Below are 20886 nucleotides of genomic sequence, written 5' to 3' on the forward strand. Positions count from 1 at the left end.
GAAAAGCCTACGGGTTTCGAACCCTCAAATGCCTGCAAATCGCCCTATATCACGAGCTTGGCAAGTTGCCGGAACCTGATTATCTCCACAGATTCTGCTGACGAGCCAGTTTTTCACACCCATCCTCAACCAAACGAATAAAATCCGTGGCATCAGAGAAATAGTTTTTGAATGCAAATCTAACTTCCTCTGAGGTATCTGCTTTTACTAATACGATGTCAGTGCCAGGAAGTTCTTTTTCTAACTCAAATAGTGCGGCAAGTGCTTCAGTTGCGCTACGGAATGTCCGAACTTCAAGTTCGCTCGACTCGTGAAAAATAAGGATAGAGTTTCGATTTGCACTAACTTCAGTGCTTGCTGTGTTTAATCCTCTTAGCATGTTCAATAGGTTCAATTTCGCATCAATATCAAGAAATTCTTTAACAACCTCGATATCCGATTTTTCCGAAAAAGGACCTTTTTTGTCTTCATATGCTCTAGCTAGGATTTCTGAAGCAAGTGCCATAGCATGATTATAGCGATCATCGCCTTGCTCAAACTTGGGCTGGTTCTCAGTAATAAACCCTATTACTTCTACTGCAGTAGCCCATGCATGCTGAACTTCTGTTCGATATTGAATTTCAACCAGAAGTCCTTTTAGATGTTTTCCTGCCATAGAGTTGACATCGTATGAATAGACGTCGTGTATTCCTCGGTATCCTGTGCTTTTTGGGTTAGCTATATAGTTATATTTATCCGGATCATTCTTTCTCTTATGATGAAACCGTGCTTTATGGAAATTCCCCCGGAATCTATTTAGGGATTCAATATCTCTAAAGATTAAGCGGCATCCTGCAACATCATCCATTCTTGCAAGCTGCATTTCAGGGAAACGCGATAATTTGTCGAAAATAGTAGATTGTCTCTTATGCCTTTGTGCAACCGTAATATCAGTACCACGAGTACGGTTACGTAATATAGCCTGAAACGTATTCAAAACAGCACGATGTGCTGCTCTCCACTCTTCAATAACAAAATAGTCTTCGATATTTGCGGAGTTCTCTCGCACAGCATTTCCTGCCCGGTTTACTCTGGACTTAGACCCCCCTGGGAATTTGTCGTTTACTGTATTACTCAATGCAACCTCTTCATGTACGCCGAACGGTTCATGATAACCGGCGGCGACGCGAACTTGCGTGACCCACCGCATTTTTCAAAATTTTGCAGAAGTATTTTCCGTCCGCGTTGATTAAGTTGTCGCTATCTGCTGTTCCATTTTAACCGAAAATAAATTCGTCCTCATTTTCCATTTTTTAAATAAAATTAGAATTTATCCAATAGCTCTGCCTTTTTCTTTTCATATTCTAGCTGTGTAATATATCCAGAATCTAGCATTTTTTTTAACTCAACTATTTTATTGAGTGTTTCATCTGCAGAACCACCAGACGATGCTTTTTGTGAGATCCCACCAGTATGTGGGGGGGCTGAGTTAGCTGCTATATTATTGTTTATCAGGGAATCAATGAATGATTGATCATTAAACAATTGAGTAATACCGTCCTGCAACGCATTATCTAATGCTTCTTTTGCATTTTCGCCTGTCATAAGTTGGATATTTTTCAGAGTGCCATGCGCAACAATTTGTCTTGTATATATTTTCAGTCCTGTTTTAGAGTACACTGATATTCCAATATTAAAATCTGCAAATGCATCACACGCAAAAAAACCAGGTTGGAAATTATTGTAGAATCGTGTTAAATCTCCTTTAATAAATACATTTGGATTATTCCCATACTTGAACCCTCTCGCCTTCAATTCATTTTTAATAGCATTGGCGATGGTTTGAGTAACACTCTCTGTCGTCCTTATCGGGGCCAATTCATTCCCAAAAGCGTTTTTCTTGCAACTTATTCTTGTTTTATCGTCTCGATTGTCAGTAATTTCTAATTCTACAGTTACTTTATCTGCGCCTTTTATTAATTTCGATGAACTAATCGGCTTGTAATTAATTGAAACTCTCTCTGATGTCAAAGCACATCCAGTCAAACAAAGCAACGAAGAGATTAGTAATACCTGGAAAACATACCGAATTGTCATACTCCCCTCCTAATATATATTCGTAATTTTGGGACACCACACGTACTTGTGCATTTACCCGAGTCAACATTCATTTTTTCCCGTGCCCCTCCTTTGCAGGAATAAAGTAGATATCTATGGAAAGCTAACCCCGCTGGCAAACTTTCCCTCAGAGCGGTTCGAAATAGTCCTTGTTTACTTAAGAAGCGAACGAGCCCGTAGAAAAACCCTCCCACAAGAGCAATCCCCGTTTGCCTGATTGATTTTTTTCTTTCCGAAATCCGCCCGTCAGGTGTGACCTGTTCAGGCGATAACCGTCTCCTCAGTGTGAATTGTCGGAGATTCTACCGTTTATCAGCCGATTTGGCTCCCTTTTTTCTCTTTTTTGCCTTAAATCATCCCAAATCGGTGAATCTTTGTCATGTTGTGCAACATGGTCATCATCTGCCACTGGCCGTTGACCTTCTTCTTGCCCCGCAGGCTGAATCTCTTGATGCCGATGGCGTCGGTGATGTGGCAAACCTTGATGTTGACCTCTCGCATATCGGACAAAACGGAATGTATTAAAAACAAACCTATGACGATGGGTGGAACTAAGTGGCAAACAAGGGAAAGGAGACGCCGGTTGGCGGATCGGTCAGGATGGTGTGTTGGATATCCCCCTCCCTGGATACCTCGACTGTCGTAGAACACTGTTTGCCAGGATAGAAAAATTCTCAGGGTCTGTCAATCACCCATGAACGTGGTATTAAGATATTTTTAACGCCAAGACTGGCGAGAGTTGGGCAGCCATCTTGCACAGCTGGCTGGACGACCGCCTGCGGATGGGCATATTGGCATCCGGCGGTCTGCTCATATCGGGAGGGTTGCTGCAAAGACGATTTGCTGCCCACCCTCCTGGAGGGTACGGAACACATTTGCTCAAAGGAGGGGGGGCTGATGTCTGGACTGATCCCGCGACATGGTGGATACCGCAATCTGAAAAGCTTCCAGGTGGCGCAACTGGTCTACGACGTGACGGTCCGGTTCTGCGACAAGTACACCTGAATCAGTGGGTTTATGCCGGATGAAGAGTGCAGGTGCTTGGCCTGAATGCGCTTTTCAAAAATCTGAGGCGCACCCTTAGGTTCGCCGGTGATTTTTGGGAAGCGCAGGCAGGTCAATGACTTGTGCTATTCGCCGGTAATAAGCCCCCTGCTTCAGGTTATAGACCGTTTCAGCCGGACGAAAGATCAGATGGTTCAGGCGGCGCGCAGCGGGGTACAGAACATCGCGGAGGGTTCGCAGGCTTCGGCCACATCGAAGAAGACCGAACTCAAGCTGACACAGGTGGCCCGGGCGAGCCTGGAAGAGCTGAAGCTCGACTATGAGGATTTTCTGCGACAGCGGAAATTGCCCATGCTGGAACCGCAGCACCCTGCGCTGATGCGCTTCAAGGCTCTGAAGCCGCAAACCCTGAAAGAGGTTCAGGCCTGGGTTGCCGCGGAGCGGAAAAGATTCCTGGACGAACAGGGACTGACACGGAGGCTGGACAGGGAGACACGGACTGTCCCGGAGCGGTCGGGCCTTGCCGGGTCCGTGAACGTCGCTGCACGTCCGTGCGGGTCCCTCTCTTCTGCCTGCCTGGCCGCGAACGCCGCTCTTTCGTTGCTGAATCTGGCCTGTTACCTTCTCGATCGCCAGGTGAAGCGCCTGGCCCTGGATTTTGAGAACGAAGGGGGCTTTTCCGAACGCCTCTATCGTGTGCGCAGCGCAAAACGCAGGCAGAAGTCATAACCCATCCGCCGGCCCGTTCGGGCTGGCAGATCAGAACTCCGCAGGCTGAAATATCTTTATCCCGGCTCTTCCCGCCTGTGCTAAAATCCGCGCCTTCGCAACAACCGAACCACTGGAGGAAACATGGCCATTGAACTGACCGAACCGCAGCGGAAACTGCTGCTTTCCTGGCTGATTGAAGAGACCTCACTGCCTGCGGGCGGAGTGGCGCGAACCGTGGAGCTGCTTGGGGAGGGGGCGACGGTGCCGTTTATTGCCCGCTACCGCAAGGAGGCGACCGGCGAGCTGGATGAGGTGCAGATCCGCGCCATCGAGGAGCGCTGGAACTACCTGCTGGAGCTGGAAGAACGTCGCGAGACGGTGCTGAAGAGCATCGCCGACCAGCAGAAGCTGACCGCCGAGCTGGAGGCGAAGATCCGCGCCTGCCGGCAGAAGACCGAACTGGAGGATCTCTATCTGCCCTACCGGCCCCGGCGCCGGACCAAGGCGATGATTGCCCGCGAACGGGGACTGGAGCCGCTGGCGGAGATCATCTGGGCGCAGCAGCCCCTGCCGGGGAGCCTGGACGAGATCGCCGCTCCCTTCGTCGACGCCGGCAGGGAGGTCGCCGATACCGCCGCGGCGCTGGCCGGTGCCGGACATATCCTCGCCGAGCGGATTGCCGAGGACGCCGAGATCCGCGCCCAGGTCAGGCGCCTGACCTGGGAGAAGGGGGAGATGGTCTCGAAGGTCGCACGGGACAGGGAAGGGCAGGTGAGCAAGTACGAGATGTACTACGATTACCGCGAGCCGTTAAAATCCATCCCTTCGCACCGGCTGTTGGCCATGCGTCGCGGCGAAAAGGAAGACTGGCTGCGCCTGTCCCTGGCCGCTCCGGAGGAGGAAATCCGGGCGTTGATCGAAAAACGGGTCATTCATGGTGGAGGGCCGTTTGCCGAGCTGCTGCGTGACATCGTTCGGGACGCCTACGCCCGGCTGCTGGCGCCGGCCATCGAGGTCGACCTGCGGCTGGAGGCCAAGCAGGCGGCCGACGCGGCGGCCATCGAGGTGTTTGCTGAAAACCTGAAGAACCTGCTGCTGCAGCCGGCGGCCGGGCCGAAGCGGACCCTCGGCATCGACCCCGGGCTGCGCACCGGCTCCAAGCTGGCGGCGGTTGATGCCACCGGTCGTTTCCTGGCTCATGCCACCATTTATCCGCATACCGGTGGCGCACAGAAGGTCGAGCAGGCCCGCGCGATCCTGGTGGAGATGGTTCGCGACCACGCCATCGAACTGCTGGCGGTCGGCAACGGCACCGCCGGGCGCGAGATGGAGCAGTTTGCCCGTCAGACCCTGGGGGAGGCCGGCATTGAGCTGCCGGTGGTGCTGGTCAACGAGGCCGGGGCCAGTGTCTACTCGGCCAGCGAGATCGCCCGCGACGAATTTCCCGATCTCGACCTGACGGTGCGCGGCGCCGTCTCCATCGCCCGCCGGTTGCAGGACCCACTGGCCGAGCTGGTGAAGATCGACCCGAAAAGCATCGGCGTCGGCCAGTACCAGCACGACGTCAACCAGAACGCCCTGCAGCGCAGTCTCGACGCCACCGTCGAGTCGGCGGTCAACTGGGTCGGGGTCAATCTCAATACCGCCTCCTGGCGGCTGCTCAGCTACGTCTCCGGCCTCGGCGAGAACCTGGCCCGCAACATCGTCGCCCATCGTGACGTCAACGGTCCCTTCGCCAGTCGCGGGGCGCTGCTTGAAGTGTCGCGCTTCGGTCCGAGGGCCTTCGAGCTGGCGGCCGGATTCCTGCGCCTGCCGGAAAGCATCCATCCGCTTGACAACACGGCGGTACACCCGGAGCGCTACGCGCTGGTGGAGCGGATGGCTGCGGATCTCGGCTGCTCCGTTGCCGAACTCTGTGCCGATCCGCGGCGTACCGCGAATATCGATCTGCAGCGCTACGTCAGCGCCGAGGTCGGGCTGCCGACCCTGCGGGACATTCTGGCGGAGTTGCAGAAGCCGGGGCGCGATCCGCGCGAGAAATTCGAGCCGCCGCGCTTCCGTGACGATGTGCGGGAGATTTCAGACCTCAGGGAAGGAATGACTCTCGACGGCACGGTGACCAATGTCGCCGCTTTCGGCGCCTTTGTCGATATCGGCGTGCACCAGGATGGCCTGGTCCATGTTTCGGAGTTGGCACACCGCTTCGTCCGCGACCCGGCCGAGGTGGTCAAGGTCGGTCAGCAGGTGAAAGTGAAGGTGCTCAGTGTGGATGGCGCCCGCAAGCGCATCGGCCTGTCGATCAAGCAGACCCAGCCGGCTCCGCAGGGTGGGGGCGGAAATCGCCCGCAGCGAAAGCGCAGGGAAAAATCTCCTGATGGATTGCAGGCCGCTTTCGAGAAGGCGGGGTTTCGAGTGAAAAAGTAGGCTGGAAGGCTGGAAGATTCGGCAGACCTGCCTTGCCAGGTAGGGTATAATGTCGCCACGAAAGGAAAGTGCCTATGTCCGCAGCTGACAAAACCGTCGACCTTCACCTCCATTCCACCTGTTCCGACGGCCTGATGACCCCGGAAGAGGTGGTGACGCTGGCGGCCGAGCGCGGGGTGGCGGCCATCGCCCTGGCCGACCATGACAATGTCGACGGCATCGACGCGGCGCTGGCGACCGGTGAGCGGCTGGGGGTCGAGGTGATCTCCGGGGTCGAGTTGTCGGTCATCTGGGAGGATCTGCAGGATGTGCATCTGCTCGGTTACGGCTTCGATCATCACCACCCGCGGCTGACCGCCAGCCTGGCCGAATTCCGTGATTTCCGCGCCGGGCGCAACGAACGGATCGTCGAGCGGGTGAACGACAGACTGGCGGAGCAGGGACGGACGCCGATTTCTTTCGAGCGGGTGCGGCAACTGGCCGGCGGCACCTTCGGCCGCCCGCATATCGCCCGGGCGCTGCTGGAGGCGGGGCATGTCAAGACCATGGAAGAGGCGTTCAAGAACTACCTGGTCAGCTGCAATATCCAGAAACGCTTCTTCCCGGTTGCCGAGGCGATCGACCTGATTCACGATGCCGGCGGGGTCGCGGTGCTGGCCCATCCCCCCTACATTCCTGGAGGTCGTGAGACTTTCCGCCGCATTCTCGACGACCTGCAGCCGAAAGGTCTCGACGGGGTCGAGGTTTACAACGGCGGCGCCGGAGTCGAGGAGACCTTCTGGTATCTCACCGAAACCCGCCGGCGGGGCCTGCTGGTGACCGGCGGCTCCGACGATCACGGCAACGGCGACTCCGAACAGGATGCCGCCGGGGCACGCCTCGGTTCGCTGAATGTACCCTACGATTGCCTTGCGGAACTGCGGTGTAAGCTTGAATCGGCGGGTTGTACCTGCCGGTGATACGGCGTCTGGAATCCGGGTCAGTGTCCCACGGCATCCCACAGGGTCGGTGACGAAACATCCTTGTCGGTATTCTGTGTCCGGGTCGGCTGAGAGTCATTTCCGCTTCCCTCTCGGCGATCGAGCACCTGGCGTACCGCCCCGGCCAATTCCTGTGATCTGCAGGGTTTATGCAGGTAGTGGTCGAAGCCGAGATGATGAGCATCTTCAGGCGAACAGCTTTCGCTGTATCCGGTGCAGATGATGACCGGGAGGGTGGGGTTGAGATCGCGGATCGCCAGGGCCAGTTCAGAACCGCTCATTCCCGGCATGTTCTGGTCGGTTATCAGCAGGTCAAAGCTGAAAATTTCTTTCATCGCTTCCTTCAGGGCGGTTTCCGGTTTCTCGGCCGTCGTCACCCGGTAACCGAGGTCTTCCAGCAGGGTCTGCCAGGCCAGGAGAATGGCGGGCTCATCGTCAACCACCAGAATCCGTTCCTTGCCGCCGGGCAGTTCGCCAGTGGTTTCCTCCAGCGGGAGATTGTCAAAATCGCAGCAGGGAAAGCGGACCTCGAACGTTGTGCCGTTATCGGGGGAACTTTGGACATTCAGGGTTCCGTGATGGTTTCGGACGATTCCGTGTACCATGGCCAGCCCTATTCCCGTTCCTTGGCCGGCCTCTTTTGTCGTGAAGAATGGTTCAAAAATATGCTCAAGGATATCGGCCGGGATCCCTGGCCCGTTGTCGCTGACCTTGAGTACGGCCTGCGCACTCTCGTCCTGTTTCACTCGGATTTCAAGGCGCCCTTTGTCGCCCATGGCCTGGACGGCGTTGGTGCAGAGATTGAGAATCAACTGGTGCAGTTGGGTGGCGTTGGCTTCGACCCAGAGATTCGAAGCGTCGATATTCATGCAGATATCGATACCCGCCGGTGTTGAGGCCCTGACCAGTTTCATGGCCTCGCTGACCGACTCGGCCAGGTTGACCGGTTGCCGTTTCTGTTTGTCCTGACGGCTGAAAGCCAGGATCTGCCCGACCAGATCCTTGGCGCGGTTGCCGGCTTTGAGGATTTCTTCCAGCAGGGGACGGGTCTCATGATCCTCTGCCAGGCGCATATGGGCCAGATCGGCAAAGCAGATGATCGGCATCAGGATGTTGTTGAAATCGTGGGCGATACCTCCGGCCATGGCGCCAAGGGCCTCCATCTTCTGAGTCTGGCGCAGTTGCGCCTCAAGCTGAGCTTTTTCGCGTTCCGTCTTTTGCCGGGCCAGGATGTCGTGACGCAGGGCGTCGTTCGTTTTCTGCAGTTCCGCGGTTCGCTGGGCGACCCGGGCTTCCAGTTCACGGGTATGGTTCCGCTGGGTTCTGGCCATGTGAGCGAAGGTCCGGTTGAGCAGTCCGAATTCATCCGCTCGGTTCAAGTCGAGCTTCAACTCTTGCTCGCTCCCCTTTTCAAGCAGGGACGCGGCCCTTGTCAGACGATGGATCGGCCCGGTGAGTCCCTTGATCAGGCGTTGCAGAATCGTCAGCAGGATCAGGTAGAGGAGCAGGGCCAGCCCCGTGATCTGCATGCCGGTACGCCAGAAACTGTGTTGCAGGGGTTTGAGCGGCAGCAGCACTGAAGTACACAGCTGATGCTCTTCATTGTCGACGCAGCGGCTGAGGGATCGATACCCGGTCCCGGACAGAGTGATGGTGGCATCTTTTTCCGTCGAGGACAGTTCGGAGAAGATGTTGTCCGGCGGGCTTTCCAGGTTGCTGAGAAAGACCCGGCCGTCAAGTGTCAAAAGGAAATTGTCGAACAGGCTGGTCGGGGCATGGTGCCCGATGGTCTCCAGGGTCAGTCGCTCGCCGCCGACGATATAGCCGATCAGTTTTTCTCCCCGCTGGATAGTCGACCGGGTGCACAGAACGGCTCCCTGACCTTCGGTAAGCAGGTGAGTTCCCGGGGCATCAAAGCAGCTTTGCGGCAGTTTCGCGGTTGCCGCCAGAAGATGACCTGACGGGGTGAAAACCTGCAGGGCCGAAATGTCCAGCGCCCGGCTTTGGCGTTGCAGGTAATTTTGCAGCTGCGGAAGGATCTTGAGGTCGCTGGTGATCTGCAGGGTATTGTCATTGGCCAGACCGGCGACCCCTTGCTCGAGACTGTTGCGCAGGTGCTTCTGCAGCAATGTCAAGGCTCCCAGGTCGGCTTCGAGTCGCTGACTGAAGTTATGGTTGAGCTGCCGGTTGATCATGCCGTCGAATAACAGGACGGATGCCAACAACGGTACAATGAGTGCGATCGAAATCAGCAGTGTCAGTTTCTGTCGGAAATGGAGTCGGGTGAGAAAATTCATGAATTCGTATTTTTTAACGGTAGATATGGTCAGCAGCGGTCAGTAGCGGCATTGGTATCTGCAGCCCCAATTCTTTGGCGCGGGTGAGGTTGAAGACAATGGCGTAATCCGGGGCATCAACGATGGCCAGGTCACCTGCGCGGCGTCCTTCAAGAATCCAGCCGACCTGGCGTCCGGCGACGGCGCCCATTTTGCGAAAATCAACAGCGGCTCCACCGAACAGGCCGAGTTTGGAGAAGTAGTAATTGAGTGCCATCTCCGGCTTGGTGCTGTGGGCGATGGTCCAGGGAAAAATCTGTCTGGCGGTGCGGGTGGTTCCGTCGGCGGTGGGAAGCCGCACGGCAACCGGATAGATGGCGACCACTTCAGGGTTCTCGTTGAGTTGCCGGATCAGGTTCTGGTACTCGCCGAAGGTTTTTACCTGACGTTCTTCCCATTGCAGGCCGGCAATTTGACGAGCTTGACCGAGTTCTATCCGGAATTGTTTGCTGAGTGCTTTTCCGGTGGGAGAATCATCCGTGATGCCGACCACCTTGCCGCCCCGCAGCCCCGGAAAGGCCGCCGCCAGGACTTCAAGGGAGTGTTTGAGATACAATTTTTCATAAACGCCGGTGATATTGCCCTCCGGATGCTGGCGCGACGTCATGAAACGACGCATCCGGTTGTAATCTTCCGGTTGGCCGTTCAGGCCGGAAAAGACCACGGGGACCGGGCCCCCGGCCAGGGCCAGACCGACTTCCCGGAACGCATTGTCATCGAACGTGAGAACGATATCGGGATTGAATTGACGAATTTTCTCAAGGGCCGCCAAGCCTCTTTGATGAATTTCATCCGGGGATGTGTAGCGGCTTTTGGTCTGCATGTAGAATCGGCCGAGGATCAGGTTTTCACCTTCAATCCAGCCACTGTCGCGAAGCTCGTTCAGCGCCCCGGTTTCCTGGGGAGCGCCGCAGACGTTGTCACAGTCGTAGCTTGCCACCAGAAAGAGTCGTGCGGGGTTGTTGGCTCCGGTTGCCGAGACATTGACGGAGACACAGAGAACAAACACGATAACCGCAAAAAAGAAACCCCGTTTCATTGGCACTCCGAAATAAATTAATTTTTAAAAACAGTATGTTGTCTGCTCCTTATCGGAAGAATAACAGGATTGTTTAGATCTGTGGCATGGATTGTAAAATTATTTTTTATTAAACGGTAGGCAGGGGAGGTTGCTGGATGTCGTGGCTGGAACCTGAATCAGTGAGCCCCTTGTCGGCGGATAGCACAAAGTCATGGATCTGCCTGAGCTTCCCAAAAATCACCAGCGAACCTATGGGTGCGCTTCAGATTATTGGAAACCTCATTCAGACCAAGTACTTGCACTCTCCATCCAACAGGTACTCACTGATTCAGGTGGAATTTTGTCTTGGAGGGACGATATGCCGAAAGAGATGAGCTTTCAGCTGGTCAGGTGTTCGATGAGGATCTTCAGGCCGATGCCGATCAGCACCAGGCCGCCGATGATTTCCACCGGTTGCCCCCAGCGGTCGCCGAGACGCCGGCCGAGCAACATGCCGACCACGGTCAGGATTCCGGCCACCAGGCCGATGACCAGGGCCGGGAACCAGATCGAGACACCGAGCATCGCCAGGGTCAGTCCGACCGCCAGGGCGTCGATGCTGGTGGCAACCGACAGCATCACCATCGTCCAGCCGCGGGTCGGGTCGCCGCGGACCTCCTCCCCGTCATGGTGAAGGGCTTCCCACAGCATGCGGCCGCCGATGAAAGTGAGCAGGCCGAAGGCGATCCAGTGATCGACCGCGACGATCCACCGCTGTATCGCCAGACCCGCCAGCCAGCCGATGACCGGCATCAGCGCCTGGAAAAGGCCGAAATGCCAGCCGAGCCGGAACAGGTGGCGGCCGGTCAGTGTCGGCAGACTCAATGAGCTGGCCAGCGCCACGGCGAAAGCGTCCATTGCCAGCGCCAGGGCAAGGCCGAAGAGAGTGATCAGGTCCATGCGGGTCTCCTGCGGCGGAAGCGGCATTTAAACACTCCCCGGAGGACGGGTCAATCCCGCGCCGATCCCGTGACGATACTCTTGCCACAAGCGGGACGGCAGTTTATTATGAACCGCTTTGCAAGCCCGCTGACAGAACCGAATGAACAGGAGCTGACCTGATGAACCTACTGCTGACATTGCTGTGCCTGTTGTTTCTGACGTCTCCGGCCGCGGCGTTCATGGCCGAGGGCGGGGGCTGTGGTGCCGGTGAGTGCAGTGACTGCCACAGCCTCGATATCCCCGAAGCGACCAGGCTGCTGGAGGGCGGGGTCGACAAGGTGGTCAAGGTCGAATTCGCCGAGATGCCGGGCGTCTGGCTGGTGGAGGTGGAAAGGAACGGACAGACCTTTCCTCTCTATCTCGACTTTTCAAAAAAATACCTGATCGCCGGCAACATCATCCGCCTGAAGGACAAGACGAACATTACCGCGGCGGCACAGGAAAAAGAACGGCCCAAGGTCGATGTCAGCCGGATACCGCTGGATGACGCCCTGCTGCTCGGCAATCCGATGGCGGCCACCCGGGTGATCGTCTTCACCGACCCGCGCTGTCCCTACTGCAAGCGGTTGCACGGTGAATTGAAGAAAGTGGTCAAGCTCGATCCGAATATCGCCTTCCTGATCAAGTTTTTCCCCCTGAAGATGCATCCCGATGCCTACGGGTTGGCCAAGACCCTGGTCTGCAAGAAGGATATTGCCCTGCTCGACAAGGTTTTCGCCGAGGAGGAAATCCCGTCGGCCGAGTGTGAAGCCGCAGCGGCCGTCGATGCTAATCTGAAACTGGTGAAGGAGCTCGGTATCAACTCCACCCCGACCATGATCCTGCCCGACGGGACTGTCAGTCCGGGAGCAAAACCGGCGGCGGTTCTGTTGAAGATGCTGGGCTCGAAGGCTGCCGCGGAGCAGGATTGAGCCTGTTCTCTTGCCTTTATCCGGGACATCTGTTAAAAGGCAGTTTTTCACCTGCAAGGAGGTATCGATACCATGGGATTGATGTCCGGCAAACGCGGCGTCATTTTCGGCGTGGCCAACGACAAAAGTATTGCCTGGGGGGTTGCCCGGCAACTGCACGAGGCGGGAGCCGAGATCGCCTTCACCTATCTCAACGAGGCGCTGGAAAGGCGAGTCCGGCCGCTGGCCGAAAGCCTCGGTTCGGAGATCATTCTACCCTGCGATGTCGCTTCGGATGAGGATATCGCCGCGGTTTTCACTGAACTGGAAAAACGCTGGGGACAGATCGATTTCGTGGTCCACGCGGTCGCCTTCGCCAATCGCGAGGACCTGAAGAACCCCTTCTCCCAGACCCGTCGCGATGGTTTTCACCTGGCCCTCGACATCAGCGCCTACTCACTGATCCCGATGACCCGCTATGCCATCCCGTTGATGAAAGAAGGGGGCAGCGTGGTCACCATGACCTATCTCGGCGCGGTCATGGCGGTCCCCGAATACAATGTCATGGGAGTGGCCAAGGCGGCTCTCGAATCATCGGTCCGTTACCTGGCCACCGAACTGGGTGAGAAGAAGATTCGCGTCAACGCCGTTTCCGCGGGACCGATCAAGACCCTGGCGGCTTCGGGCGTCGGCAATTTCAAGCAGAAGCTGCATATCATGGAGGAACGCTCGCCGCTGCAGCGCCTGATCACCCAGGATGAAGTCGGCAAGGCGACCCTCTACCTGCTTTCTGATCTCGCCAGCGGCGTTACCGGCGAAATCCACTACGTCGATGGCGGCTTCAATATTTCCGCCCGCTGACATGGCGATTCGCTTGCGCGCGAATTCGGGGTCCGGCAACGGGCCCCTTTTCGTTTCGGGCGTTTCCGGGGTGCCGCGATGGCGGTGATCCACGGTGTTACCACCGGGCTCAAAGCGAGCCGGATCCAGGCCTTGGAGCGGATCTACCGGCGCCGGATTCCGGGCGGGGAGGTGGTCACCACCGAACTGGCCCGCTACCTGACCGAACTCTCTTTCGAGCTGCGCCGGCAGATCGGCATCATCGTCGACCGGCGCGGCCTGATCCAGCATGTCATCCTCGGTGACGACCGGGAAATCGTCATCCCCGACCTCTCCGGCTACGGCCTGGGGCGCAGCGGTCTGCGCGGACTGCGCTGCATCCACACCCATCTCAGGCAGGAACCCCTTTCCCAGGATGATATCAACGATCTCTCGTTGCTGCGTCTTGACCTGATGGTGGCCGTCGGTGTCGACGATCAGGGCCTGCCGGGACGGACCGAAGTCGCCCACCTGCTGCCGACCAACCCGGCCGGAACCACGTGTGAGCGGCTTTCCTTTGCCGACTTCTACCAGCTTGATCTTGTTTTTGACGCCTTTATCCACGCCCTTGATGATGAACTGGAGCGGGATCTTGCCGCCACCGTCGATCTCGATGACGGTCGGGAACGCGCCATCCTGATCTCGGTCAATGGCGGCAAACCGCGCCAGGTCGAGGAATCCCTGGCCGAGCTGGCCGAGCTGGCGCGAACCGCCGATGTCCAGGTGCTCGACCGGGTCGTGCAGCGGCCCCACCGGATTCATCCCCGCTACCTGATGGGGGAGGGGAAGCTCAAGGAGGTGGTGATCCGCGCCCTGCAGCAGCGGGCCACCATGCTGATTTTCGATCATGACCTGGCGCCGGCTCAGGTTGGAGCCATCGCCGCCATCACCGACCTCAAAGTTATTGATCGCAGTCAGCTGATTCTCGACATCTTCGCCCGCCGCGCCCACACCCGTGACGGCAAGGTGCAGGTCGAGCTGGCACAGCTGAAATATATCCTGCCGCGCCTGACCGGCCGGGGGACGGCCTTCTCCCGGTTGATGGGGGGGATCGGCGGTCGCGGACCGGGGGAGACCAAGCTGGAAATCGACCGCCGCCGGACCCGTGATCGCATCCGCCGTTTGGAGAAACAATTGCAGGAGCTGACTCGCGGCCGCCGCCAGCGCCGTCAGCGGCGGGTTCGCGCCGGAGTCCCGGTCATTTCCATCGTCGGCTATACCAACGCCGGCAAGTCGACCCTGCTCAACGCCCTGACCCAGAGCGCGACCTTCACCGAGGATCTGCTTTTCGCCACTCTCGACACCGCCAGCCGCCGCCTGCGTTTCCCCAGTGATCGCGAAGTGATCATTACCGATACCGTCGGTTTCATCCGCCAGCTGCCGAAGAGTCTGCTCGGAGCCTTTCGCGCGACCCTTGAAGAACTGGAGGATGCCGACCTGATTCTGCACCTGGTGGATCTTTCCAACCCGCAGTTCGAATCCCATATCAGTGCCGTGGAAAAGATTTTGCAGGATCTTGATCTGCAGCATCTTCCCCGGCTGCTGGTCTTCAACAAGATCGACCAGGTCCCCGAGGAGGAACTGCAACCCCTCTGTCGACGGTTCGAGGCCCTGCCGATCAGTGCTCTGCAGCGCCGCAGTTTCGACCCCCTGCTGGCGGAGCTGGAGCGGCGCTTCTGGCCGGAAGAAGCTCGAAATACTTGACACAAAAAGGTTTTTTGTTTAGGTTCGGGCCGACTTGCAGGAGTTTTTCATGGTGGTTCGCATACTTTTTGTTTTTTCTCTGATCCTTCTCGGCGGCTGCGGTGCCCGGCTTTCCGCGCCGTCTCCGGAGGTGAAGGCCGCCGCTGCTGCGGTTTCCGGGGGAGCGGCGGCAGAGGCGCGTCAAACCTGTGACATCTCGTCACTGGAAGCGGCGCGGGACAGAATGTCGTTGCTGCCCGGCGATTTTGTCCTCGCCGACCGGGCATTGCTGGAGAGCGAAGAACCGTCGTCCACGTTTGACCTCGAGACCCTGGCCGATACCCTGCTGCTCACCGGGTTTGATCAGCATCCCCCGGAAAATGAGGGTTTGACCACCCCCGCGTCGGGCGAACTGTTCGATTTTCCGGTGGTGGAAAACGCTAAAGTCAAATATTTCATCGATTATTACACTCACGGTGGTCGCAAGGGTTTTGTCCGCTGGCTCGCCCGCTCGGGGCGTTACCTGCCGAGGATGCGTGCCATTTTTGCCGAACAGGGCCTGCCGCGCGATCTCGCCTACCTGGCGATGGTCGAGTCCGGGTTCAATGAAAGGGCCTACAGTTGGGCCAATGCCGTCGGGCCCTGGCAGTTTATCGAGAAAACCGGCAGTCACTACGGCCTCAAAACCGACTGGTGGCGGGATGAACGGCGCGATTTCGAAAAATCGACTTACGCCGCCGCCCGTTTCCTTGCCGATCTGCGCGACCGTTTTGACGGCAACTGGTACCTGGCGGTAGCCGCCTACAATGCCGGCGGCGGAAAGATCAGTCGTGCCGTCAGGAAATACAAGAGCACTGACTTCTGGGATATTTCGCGCGGGAATTTTCTCCAGCCGGAAACCCGCAACTATGTGCCGAAGCTGCTGGCGGTGCTGCTGATCAGCAAACAGCCAGGCAAATACGGTTTCGATACGGTTGCATTGCAGCAACCGCTGGTTTACGACGAAGTGGCCCTGCCGTCAGCCACCGACCTGGAGGTCATCGCCAAACTGGCCGGCAGCGACTACCGGACCATTAAACAACTCAATCCGGAACTGAAACGCTGGTCGACGCCACCCGGTGAACGCGGCTACCTGGTCCGCCTGCCGAAGGGGAGCTACCGGCGATTTGTCGACGCCTATGCCGCCCTCGATCCGGCCGAACGGGTCAAGTATCTGCGCCACCGTGTCAAGCCGGGCGACACCCTGCTCAGCCTCTCCAAACGTCACCATGTCCGGGTCAACGACATCATCGCCCTCAACGCGATCCGCAATCCGCGCGCCCTCAAGATCGGCAGCGATCTGATCCTGCCGCTCAAGAAGGGGTACACCCGTCGTCCGCTGGACGAACTGCGCGATGATTACGTGCGCTCCTACCGTCGTTCCTACAAGGTGCGTAACGGCGACAGCCTGTGGAGCATCGCGAAGAAATTCAACGTCACCCAGAAAGAGCTGCGGGTCTGGAACCGGCTCGGCTGGAGCAACCTGATTCACCCCGGGCAGACCCTGGTGGTCTCCAGCAAGGGGGCCGGCGGGAAGCGCCTGAAGAAGCACCGGGGACCGCTGAAGAGAATCGTCTACCGGGTACGTGCCGGAGATTCCCTGTGGACCATTGGTCGCCGCTACGATGTGCCGACACGCCAGATCCTTGCCTGGAACAATCTTGCCGCCGACCATATTCTCCACCCGGGGGACAAGCTGACCCTGCTGGTTCCCGCCGGCTGAAAGGAGCGGGATGGAACGGGCGCTGCTGACCTGCCGGGTGCCGGATTCCCTGCCTCCGGGAATTGATCGCCTCTATTTCGGGGCCGAGTTCTGCTGCTGGCGGATGCCGTCACGCGACCAGGTTCTGCACGCGGTCGCTTTCTGCCGCCGGCAATCCATCGCCCTGACCCTGGTCACCCCGGTTCTTTACCAGTCCTGGCTTCCTGCTGCCCGCAGTCTGTTGAAGGGGCTGGTTGATGTTTTTGACGCCGGTGATGAACTGCTGATTTCAGACCTTGGCATGCTTGCTCTCGCCGGGGAGTTTCTTCCCCATCTGCCGCGGGTCTGCGGTCGTGCCCTGTCGGGGCAGAAACGCGGCCCGCGGATTCTCGATTTCGACCTCTCTCCCGCCGAACGGGACTATTTCCAGCGCGGCAGCTGGTATAGCAGCGAAGCGGTCGCCTTCCTGCGGGAGGCGGGTATCGGGCGGGTTGAACTCGACAACCTGCTGCAGGGAATCGCGCCTTTGCCGCGGCAGTTGCGCGGCAGCCTGCACCAACCTTATGTGCTGGTCACTTCCAGCCGAAACTGTCCTTTCCGCTCTCCCCGCCACGACCGGCCCTGCCGACCCGCCTGTGGTGAGGTCTTCACCCTCGAAAGCAGCCAGAGCGAGATTCCCCTGCTGCAGGGCGGCAACAGCCAGTTTCTGCGCAACGACCGCCTGCCCGACGACCTGGACCGGCTGGGCATTGATCGTATTGTTGAACACCTCGAATTGCCGGCCTGAGGGGCGGCCCCGCCCCCCGCGGCCTTTGACTTTTGGCGGTCGGGTTGCTAAACTCGCTTGCCTTTGACGGCTCGGTCCCGGTTGGAATTCCGGACGCGGGCCATCCCATTTGAAAGGAAGTCCAGTCAAGATGTTAAGTGTCCTTATTGCCGCGGCCTGCAGTGCCGCAACCTCCCTTGCCCTGCAGCACGGGGCCGGGTTCGAAATCTGGGTTGCCATCCTCATCAGCCTGGGGGTGTTTGCCGTCGTTTATTTTGTCCTGTTGCGCGTGGTGATGAAGAAGGTCGGGGTCATCATGGAACAGGCCCAGCGCGACATCCAGGGCAACCGGGCCGAAAAAGCGGTCAAGACCCTGGAGCAGGCCTACAAGTACGGTGCCTGGCAGTTCTACGTCAAACAGCAGGTCAACTCCCAGATCGGCACCATCTACTACCTGAAACGTGATTTCGCCAAGGCTTACGAGTATCTTGAGAAGGGGTTTTTCCGCCACTGGGTCGGCATGGGCATGCTGGCCATCTGCCAGATGCGCAAGAAACAGACCGAGAAGATGATCGCCACCTTCGACAAGGCGATCGCCGGAACCAAGAAGGAGGATATGCTCTGGAATCTCTATGCCTACTGCCTGGACCGGGTCGGCAGGCGGGACCAGGCGATCAAGGTCCTGGAGAAGGGACTCAAGAAGGTTTCCAACAAGGAGGCGCTGCAGGGCAACCTGGAGCTGCTCCGCGCCGGCAAAAAGATGAAGATGAAACAGTACGGCGATATGTGGCTGCAGTTTCATCTCGAAAAGCAGGGCGCGATCATCAAGCAGCAGACCCGGGCGATGCAGGGACGCCGGAAGATCGTCCGCCGTTGAAATGGCCTCCCGCAAGTCGAAAAAAGATTTCAACAACAGCCCCTTCAAGAAACTGAAGGGGCTTTCTGTTCCGTCGCCGGCGAAGACACCGGCGGCCCTGTTGAAACCGGCACCGCCGGAAGCGGCGGAAGCGGAGGAGGATTTCGCTTCGGCCATGGAGTCCCTCGGTGTCACCAGGTTCTCTGATGACGAGGACCGGTCTCATCGGTCGGTTGAGCCTGTGGAGGACCCGCCGGTGACCGTTCCGCGATCACCCGCATCGGACGAGGACGAGTTTCTCGCCGCCCTCGGACAACTTGATGTGCGCTTCACCGATGAACGGCCGGAGGAAGAAGAACCGGCCGCCGTTCCCCGGCGCATGAAGCAGCTGCAGCGCGGCCGGTTGCGCGTCGAGCGGGATCTCGATCTGCACGGTCTGAGCCGCGCCCGGGCGGAAGAAGCATTTCGCCACTTTCTTGTCGATGCCCGCTACCAGGGGTGGACCACGGTGCGGGTGATCACCGGCCGCGGCCTCCATTCGCCTGACGGACCGGTGCTGCGCGACGCCATCGAGCAGCTGCTGAAGCGGGAGTCCTTCCCGGAGGTCGTCGAGTGGGGGCGGGCGCCCCACAACCAGGGAGGGCAGGGGGCGCTGATTCTTTTTCTGCGCACCCCTCCTTCTCCCTAGGAGGCTGTCGGACTATCCATGGACTGGCTGCAAATCCGTCTGATTGGCCCATATTTCAGCTCCTTTTCGATCAATAGCTACGGCTATTGCCCTCAAATGAGCTAAAATCGGACCTCAATCAGCCAAATTTTCGCTTCAGCCCGGATAGTCCGACAGACTCCTAGAGATTTTCGTTTCTCCGGCCGATATGTTGATGTGCGGCTTTTTTTGTCGCGCGGGATTGACTGATTCTCAGTCAGACGGCCAGGAGTATTGCAATGACCCGGGATCAGATTATGCAGGGCGTCATGGACGCGGGAGCCCTGCCCACACTTTCCAGCGTTGCCTCCAAGTTGATCGAAATCACCGGTCGCGAGGAGACGACCATCTGCCAGATCAGCAGCCTGGTGGCCCAGGATGTCTCCCTCTCCGCCAAGCTGCTCAAGGTTGTCAATTCGGCTTTCTACAGTTTTCCCAACGAGGTCAGAACCATCCAGCAGGCGGTCGCGATTCTCGGCACCAACGCGGTGCGCAGCCTGGTTCTATCTTTCTCTTTTCTCGATGCCGAACATGCGCGGCGGCGGACCGGGTTCGATTACCAGCGTTTCTGGGAACAATCCCTGGCGACTGCCGTGGCGGCCAGGATGCTGGTCGAGGAAGTTGAGACCGATGTTGACCCGGAGGAGGTCTTTACCGTCTGCCTGCTGGAAAATATCGGGGTCCTGATCCTGGCCAAGGCCTTTCCCGAACAGTACGATGCCGTGTTGCGGAAATGTGAGACCGAGGCGGAGGAACTGTTCGTCCTTGAGGAACGGGAACTGGGTGCTGACCACTCCTTTGTCGGCTGTCATGCCGCGCGCCACTGGCAGTTTCCGGAGACCCTGGTGCAGCCGATCCTCTACCATCATGACCCGTCCTCCTACCAGGGCGGAAACCGGGAGATGGAGAAGGTCGTGGTGGTCGCCTATCTGGCCGGGCTGGTGGCCAATATTCTCTACTCAGGTCACCCGCTTGAATATGCCGACCGATTTCGCAGAGAGGCGAAAAAACGGCTCGGGCTGAAGTCCGGCGTGGTCGACCAGGTTTTTGAAAATGTCAATCGCGAGGTCAGCCGGGCGGCCGATTATTTCGGTCTCAAGATTGCCGGAACGCCATCGGTTCCGGAAATCCTGCAACGGGCGAATATTGAGTTGGCCACGCTCAACATGTCCTACGAGCAGGTCAACCGGGAGCTGGTCGAAGCCAAGCTCGAACTGGAACGCCTGAACGCGGAACTGGAGGAAAAAAACCGTTACCTGGAACAGATCGCCAATCTCGACGGGCTGACAGGGATCTTCAATCATCGCTATTTCCAGGAGAGCCTGGACAAGGAGATGAATCGCTCGGCACGCACCGGGCGGGGCCTCAGCCTGATCATGATTGATCTGGACAAGTTCAAGAACATCAATGACTTCTACGGTCACCAGGCGGGTGATTTCGTCCTTAAGGAGGCCTGCCGGATCTGGGGAGAACAGTTGCGGGATTATGACCTGCTGGCGCGCTACGGGGGCGAGGAGTTCATTGTCATCCTGCCGGAAACCGATGCCGACGAGGCGCTGGTGGTGGCGGAAAAGCTGCGCCAGGCGACCGCCGGGCATGAATTCGACAATGGCGGAGAGCGATATTCGGTGACAGCCAGTTTCGGGGTTGCCGCTTATGACCCGGTTGATGTGAACGCCGGCAGGAATCTGCTGATCGAGCAGGCTGACACCGCTCTCTACGCCGCCAAAGAGGGCGGACGCAACCGGGTGGAGAGGTATGTGGCGAAGAAGACCGGGTGGCTGAAACGGCTTAAGAGATAGGGCGGTCG

17 protein-coding genes are annotated in these 20886 nt (G+C 58.0%); 11 read left to right on the forward strand and 6 right to left on the reverse strand.

Annotation, left to right across the window (positions count from 1 at the left end; translation table 11 throughout):
- Window positions 1-79: 79 nt before the first annotated feature.
- From C2E25_RS07695 to C2E25_RS07705, 3 genes are all read right to left on the reverse strand, one after another.
- Window positions 80-1117: a RelA/SpoT domain-containing protein gene (locus C2E25_RS07695; RefSeq protein ID WP_199177380.1), complete on the reverse strand. Its 1038-nt coding sequence runs from the start codon at window positions 1115-1117 to the stop codon at window positions 80-82.
- Between the two features lie 185 nt (window positions 1118-1302).
- Window positions 1303-2076 carry a YajG family lipoprotein gene (locus tag C2E25_RS07700; protein ID WP_103115183.1) on the reverse strand — a complete coding sequence of 258 codons (774 nt, stop codon included), beginning with the start codon at window positions 2074-2076 and terminating at the stop codon, window positions 1303-1305.
- 369 nt (window positions 2077-2445) lie between these two features.
- Entirely contained in the window at window positions 2446-2607 is a 162-nt protein-coding gene (locus C2E25_RS07705) for a transposase (RefSeq protein ID WP_199177381.1), read from the reverse strand.
- 684 nt (window positions 2608-3291) lie between these two features.
- Here C2E25_RS07705 and C2E25_RS07715 point away from each other — a divergent pair.
- The 3 genes from C2E25_RS07715 (at window position 3292) to C2E25_RS07725 (ending at window position 7196) form a co-directional block, all read left to right on the forward strand.
- Window positions 3292-3831: a four helix bundle suffix domain-containing protein gene (locus tag C2E25_RS07715; protein WP_103115184.1), complete on the forward strand. Its 540-nt coding sequence runs from the start codon at window positions 3292-3294 to the stop codon at window positions 3829-3831.
- A gap of 123 nt (window positions 3832-3954) precedes the next feature.
- The gene (locus tag C2E25_RS07720) at window positions 3955-6237 is read left to right on the forward strand and encodes a Tex family protein (protein WP_199177382.1); all 2283 of its coding nucleotides are present in this window, start codon (window positions 3955-3957) and stop codon (window positions 6235-6237) included.
- A 74-nt stretch (window positions 6238-6311) separates the two neighbouring features.
- Complete coding sequence (locus C2E25_RS07725; RefSeq protein WP_103115185.1) at window positions 6312-7196, forward strand: PHP domain-containing protein; 885 nt, start codon at window positions 6312-6314, stop codon at window positions 7194-7196.
- Window positions 7197-7216: 20 nt separating this feature from the next.
- On the opposite strand, the gene C2E25_RS07730 is transcribed toward C2E25_RS07725, so the two are convergent.
- The 3 genes from C2E25_RS07730 to C2E25_RS07740 form a co-directional block, all read right to left on the reverse strand.
- Window positions 7217-9514, reverse strand: coding sequence for a hybrid sensor histidine kinase/response regulator (locus C2E25_RS07730; RefSeq protein WP_103115186.1), 2298 nt, complete (start codon window positions 9512-9514; stop codon window positions 7217-7219).
- 13 nt (window positions 9515-9527) lie between these two features.
- Complete coding sequence (locus C2E25_RS07735) at window positions 9528-10592, reverse strand: ABC transporter substrate-binding protein (RefSeq protein WP_103115187.1); 1065 nt, start codon at window positions 10590-10592, stop codon at window positions 9528-9530.
- 360 nt (window positions 10593-10952) lie between these two features.
- The gene (locus C2E25_RS07740) at window positions 10953-11513 is read right to left on the reverse strand and encodes a manganese efflux pump MntP family protein (protein ID WP_103115188.1); all 561 of its coding nucleotides are present in this window, start codon (window positions 11511-11513) and stop codon (window positions 10953-10955) included.
- Between the two features lie 161 nt (window positions 11514-11674).
- On the opposite strand from C2E25_RS07740, the gene C2E25_RS07745 reads away from it, so the two are divergent.
- The 8 genes from C2E25_RS07745 to C2E25_RS07780 all read left to right on the forward strand — a co-directional run bounded on the left by C2E25_RS07745 (window position 11675) and on the right by C2E25_RS07780 (window position 20878).
- Window positions 11675-12466 (forward strand): DsbC family protein, encoded by a 792-nt coding sequence (locus tag C2E25_RS07745; protein ID WP_103115189.1) that lies wholly within the window; start codon window positions 11675-11677, stop codon window positions 12464-12466.
- 72 nt (window positions 12467-12538) lie between these two features.
- Complete coding sequence (gene fabI, locus C2E25_RS07750) at window positions 12539-13306, forward strand: enoyl-ACP reductase FabI (protein ID WP_103115190.1); 768 nt, start codon at window positions 12539-12541, stop codon at window positions 13304-13306.
- A gap of 78 nt (window positions 13307-13384) precedes the next feature.
- Entirely contained in the window at window positions 13385-15028 is a 1644-nt protein-coding gene (hflX, locus tag C2E25_RS07755) for a GTPase HflX (protein WP_103115191.1), read from the forward strand.
- Window positions 15029-15077: 49 nt separating this feature from the next.
- On the forward strand, window positions 15078-16769 hold the full coding sequence (locus C2E25_RS07760) for a LysM peptidoglycan-binding domain-containing protein (protein WP_233189374.1): 1692 nt from the start codon (window positions 15078-15080) through the stop codon (window positions 16767-16769).
- A gap of 10 nt (window positions 16770-16779) precedes the next feature.
- The gene (locus tag C2E25_RS07765; protein ID WP_103115192.1) at window positions 16780-17535 is read left to right on the forward strand and encodes a hypothetical protein; all 756 of its coding nucleotides are present in this window, start codon (window positions 16780-16782) and stop codon (window positions 17533-17535) included.
- A 130-nt stretch (window positions 17536-17665) separates the two neighbouring features.
- Window positions 17666-18391 carry a hypothetical protein gene (locus C2E25_RS07770; RefSeq protein ID WP_103115193.1) on the forward strand — a complete coding sequence of 242 codons (726 nt, stop codon included), beginning with the start codon at window positions 17666-17668 and terminating at the stop codon, window positions 18389-18391.
- A gap of 1 nt (window position 18392) precedes the next feature.
- Window positions 18393-19058: a Smr/MutS family protein gene (locus C2E25_RS07775; protein ID WP_103115194.1), complete on the forward strand. Its 666-nt coding sequence runs from the start codon at window positions 18393-18395 to the stop codon at window positions 19056-19058.
- 257 nt (window positions 19059-19315) lie between these two features.
- The gene (locus C2E25_RS07780; protein WP_103115195.1) at window positions 19316-20878 is read left to right on the forward strand and encodes a GGDEF domain-containing protein; all 1563 of its coding nucleotides are present in this window, start codon (window positions 19316-19318) and stop codon (window positions 20876-20878) included.
- The last annotated feature ends 8 nt before the right edge of the window (window positions 20879-20886 follow it).

The organism is Geothermobacter hydrogeniphilus, assembly GCF_002898515.1.
Taxonomy (GTDB): Bacteria; Desulfobacterota; Desulfuromonadia; order Desulfuromonadales; family Geothermobacteraceae; genus Geothermobacter_A.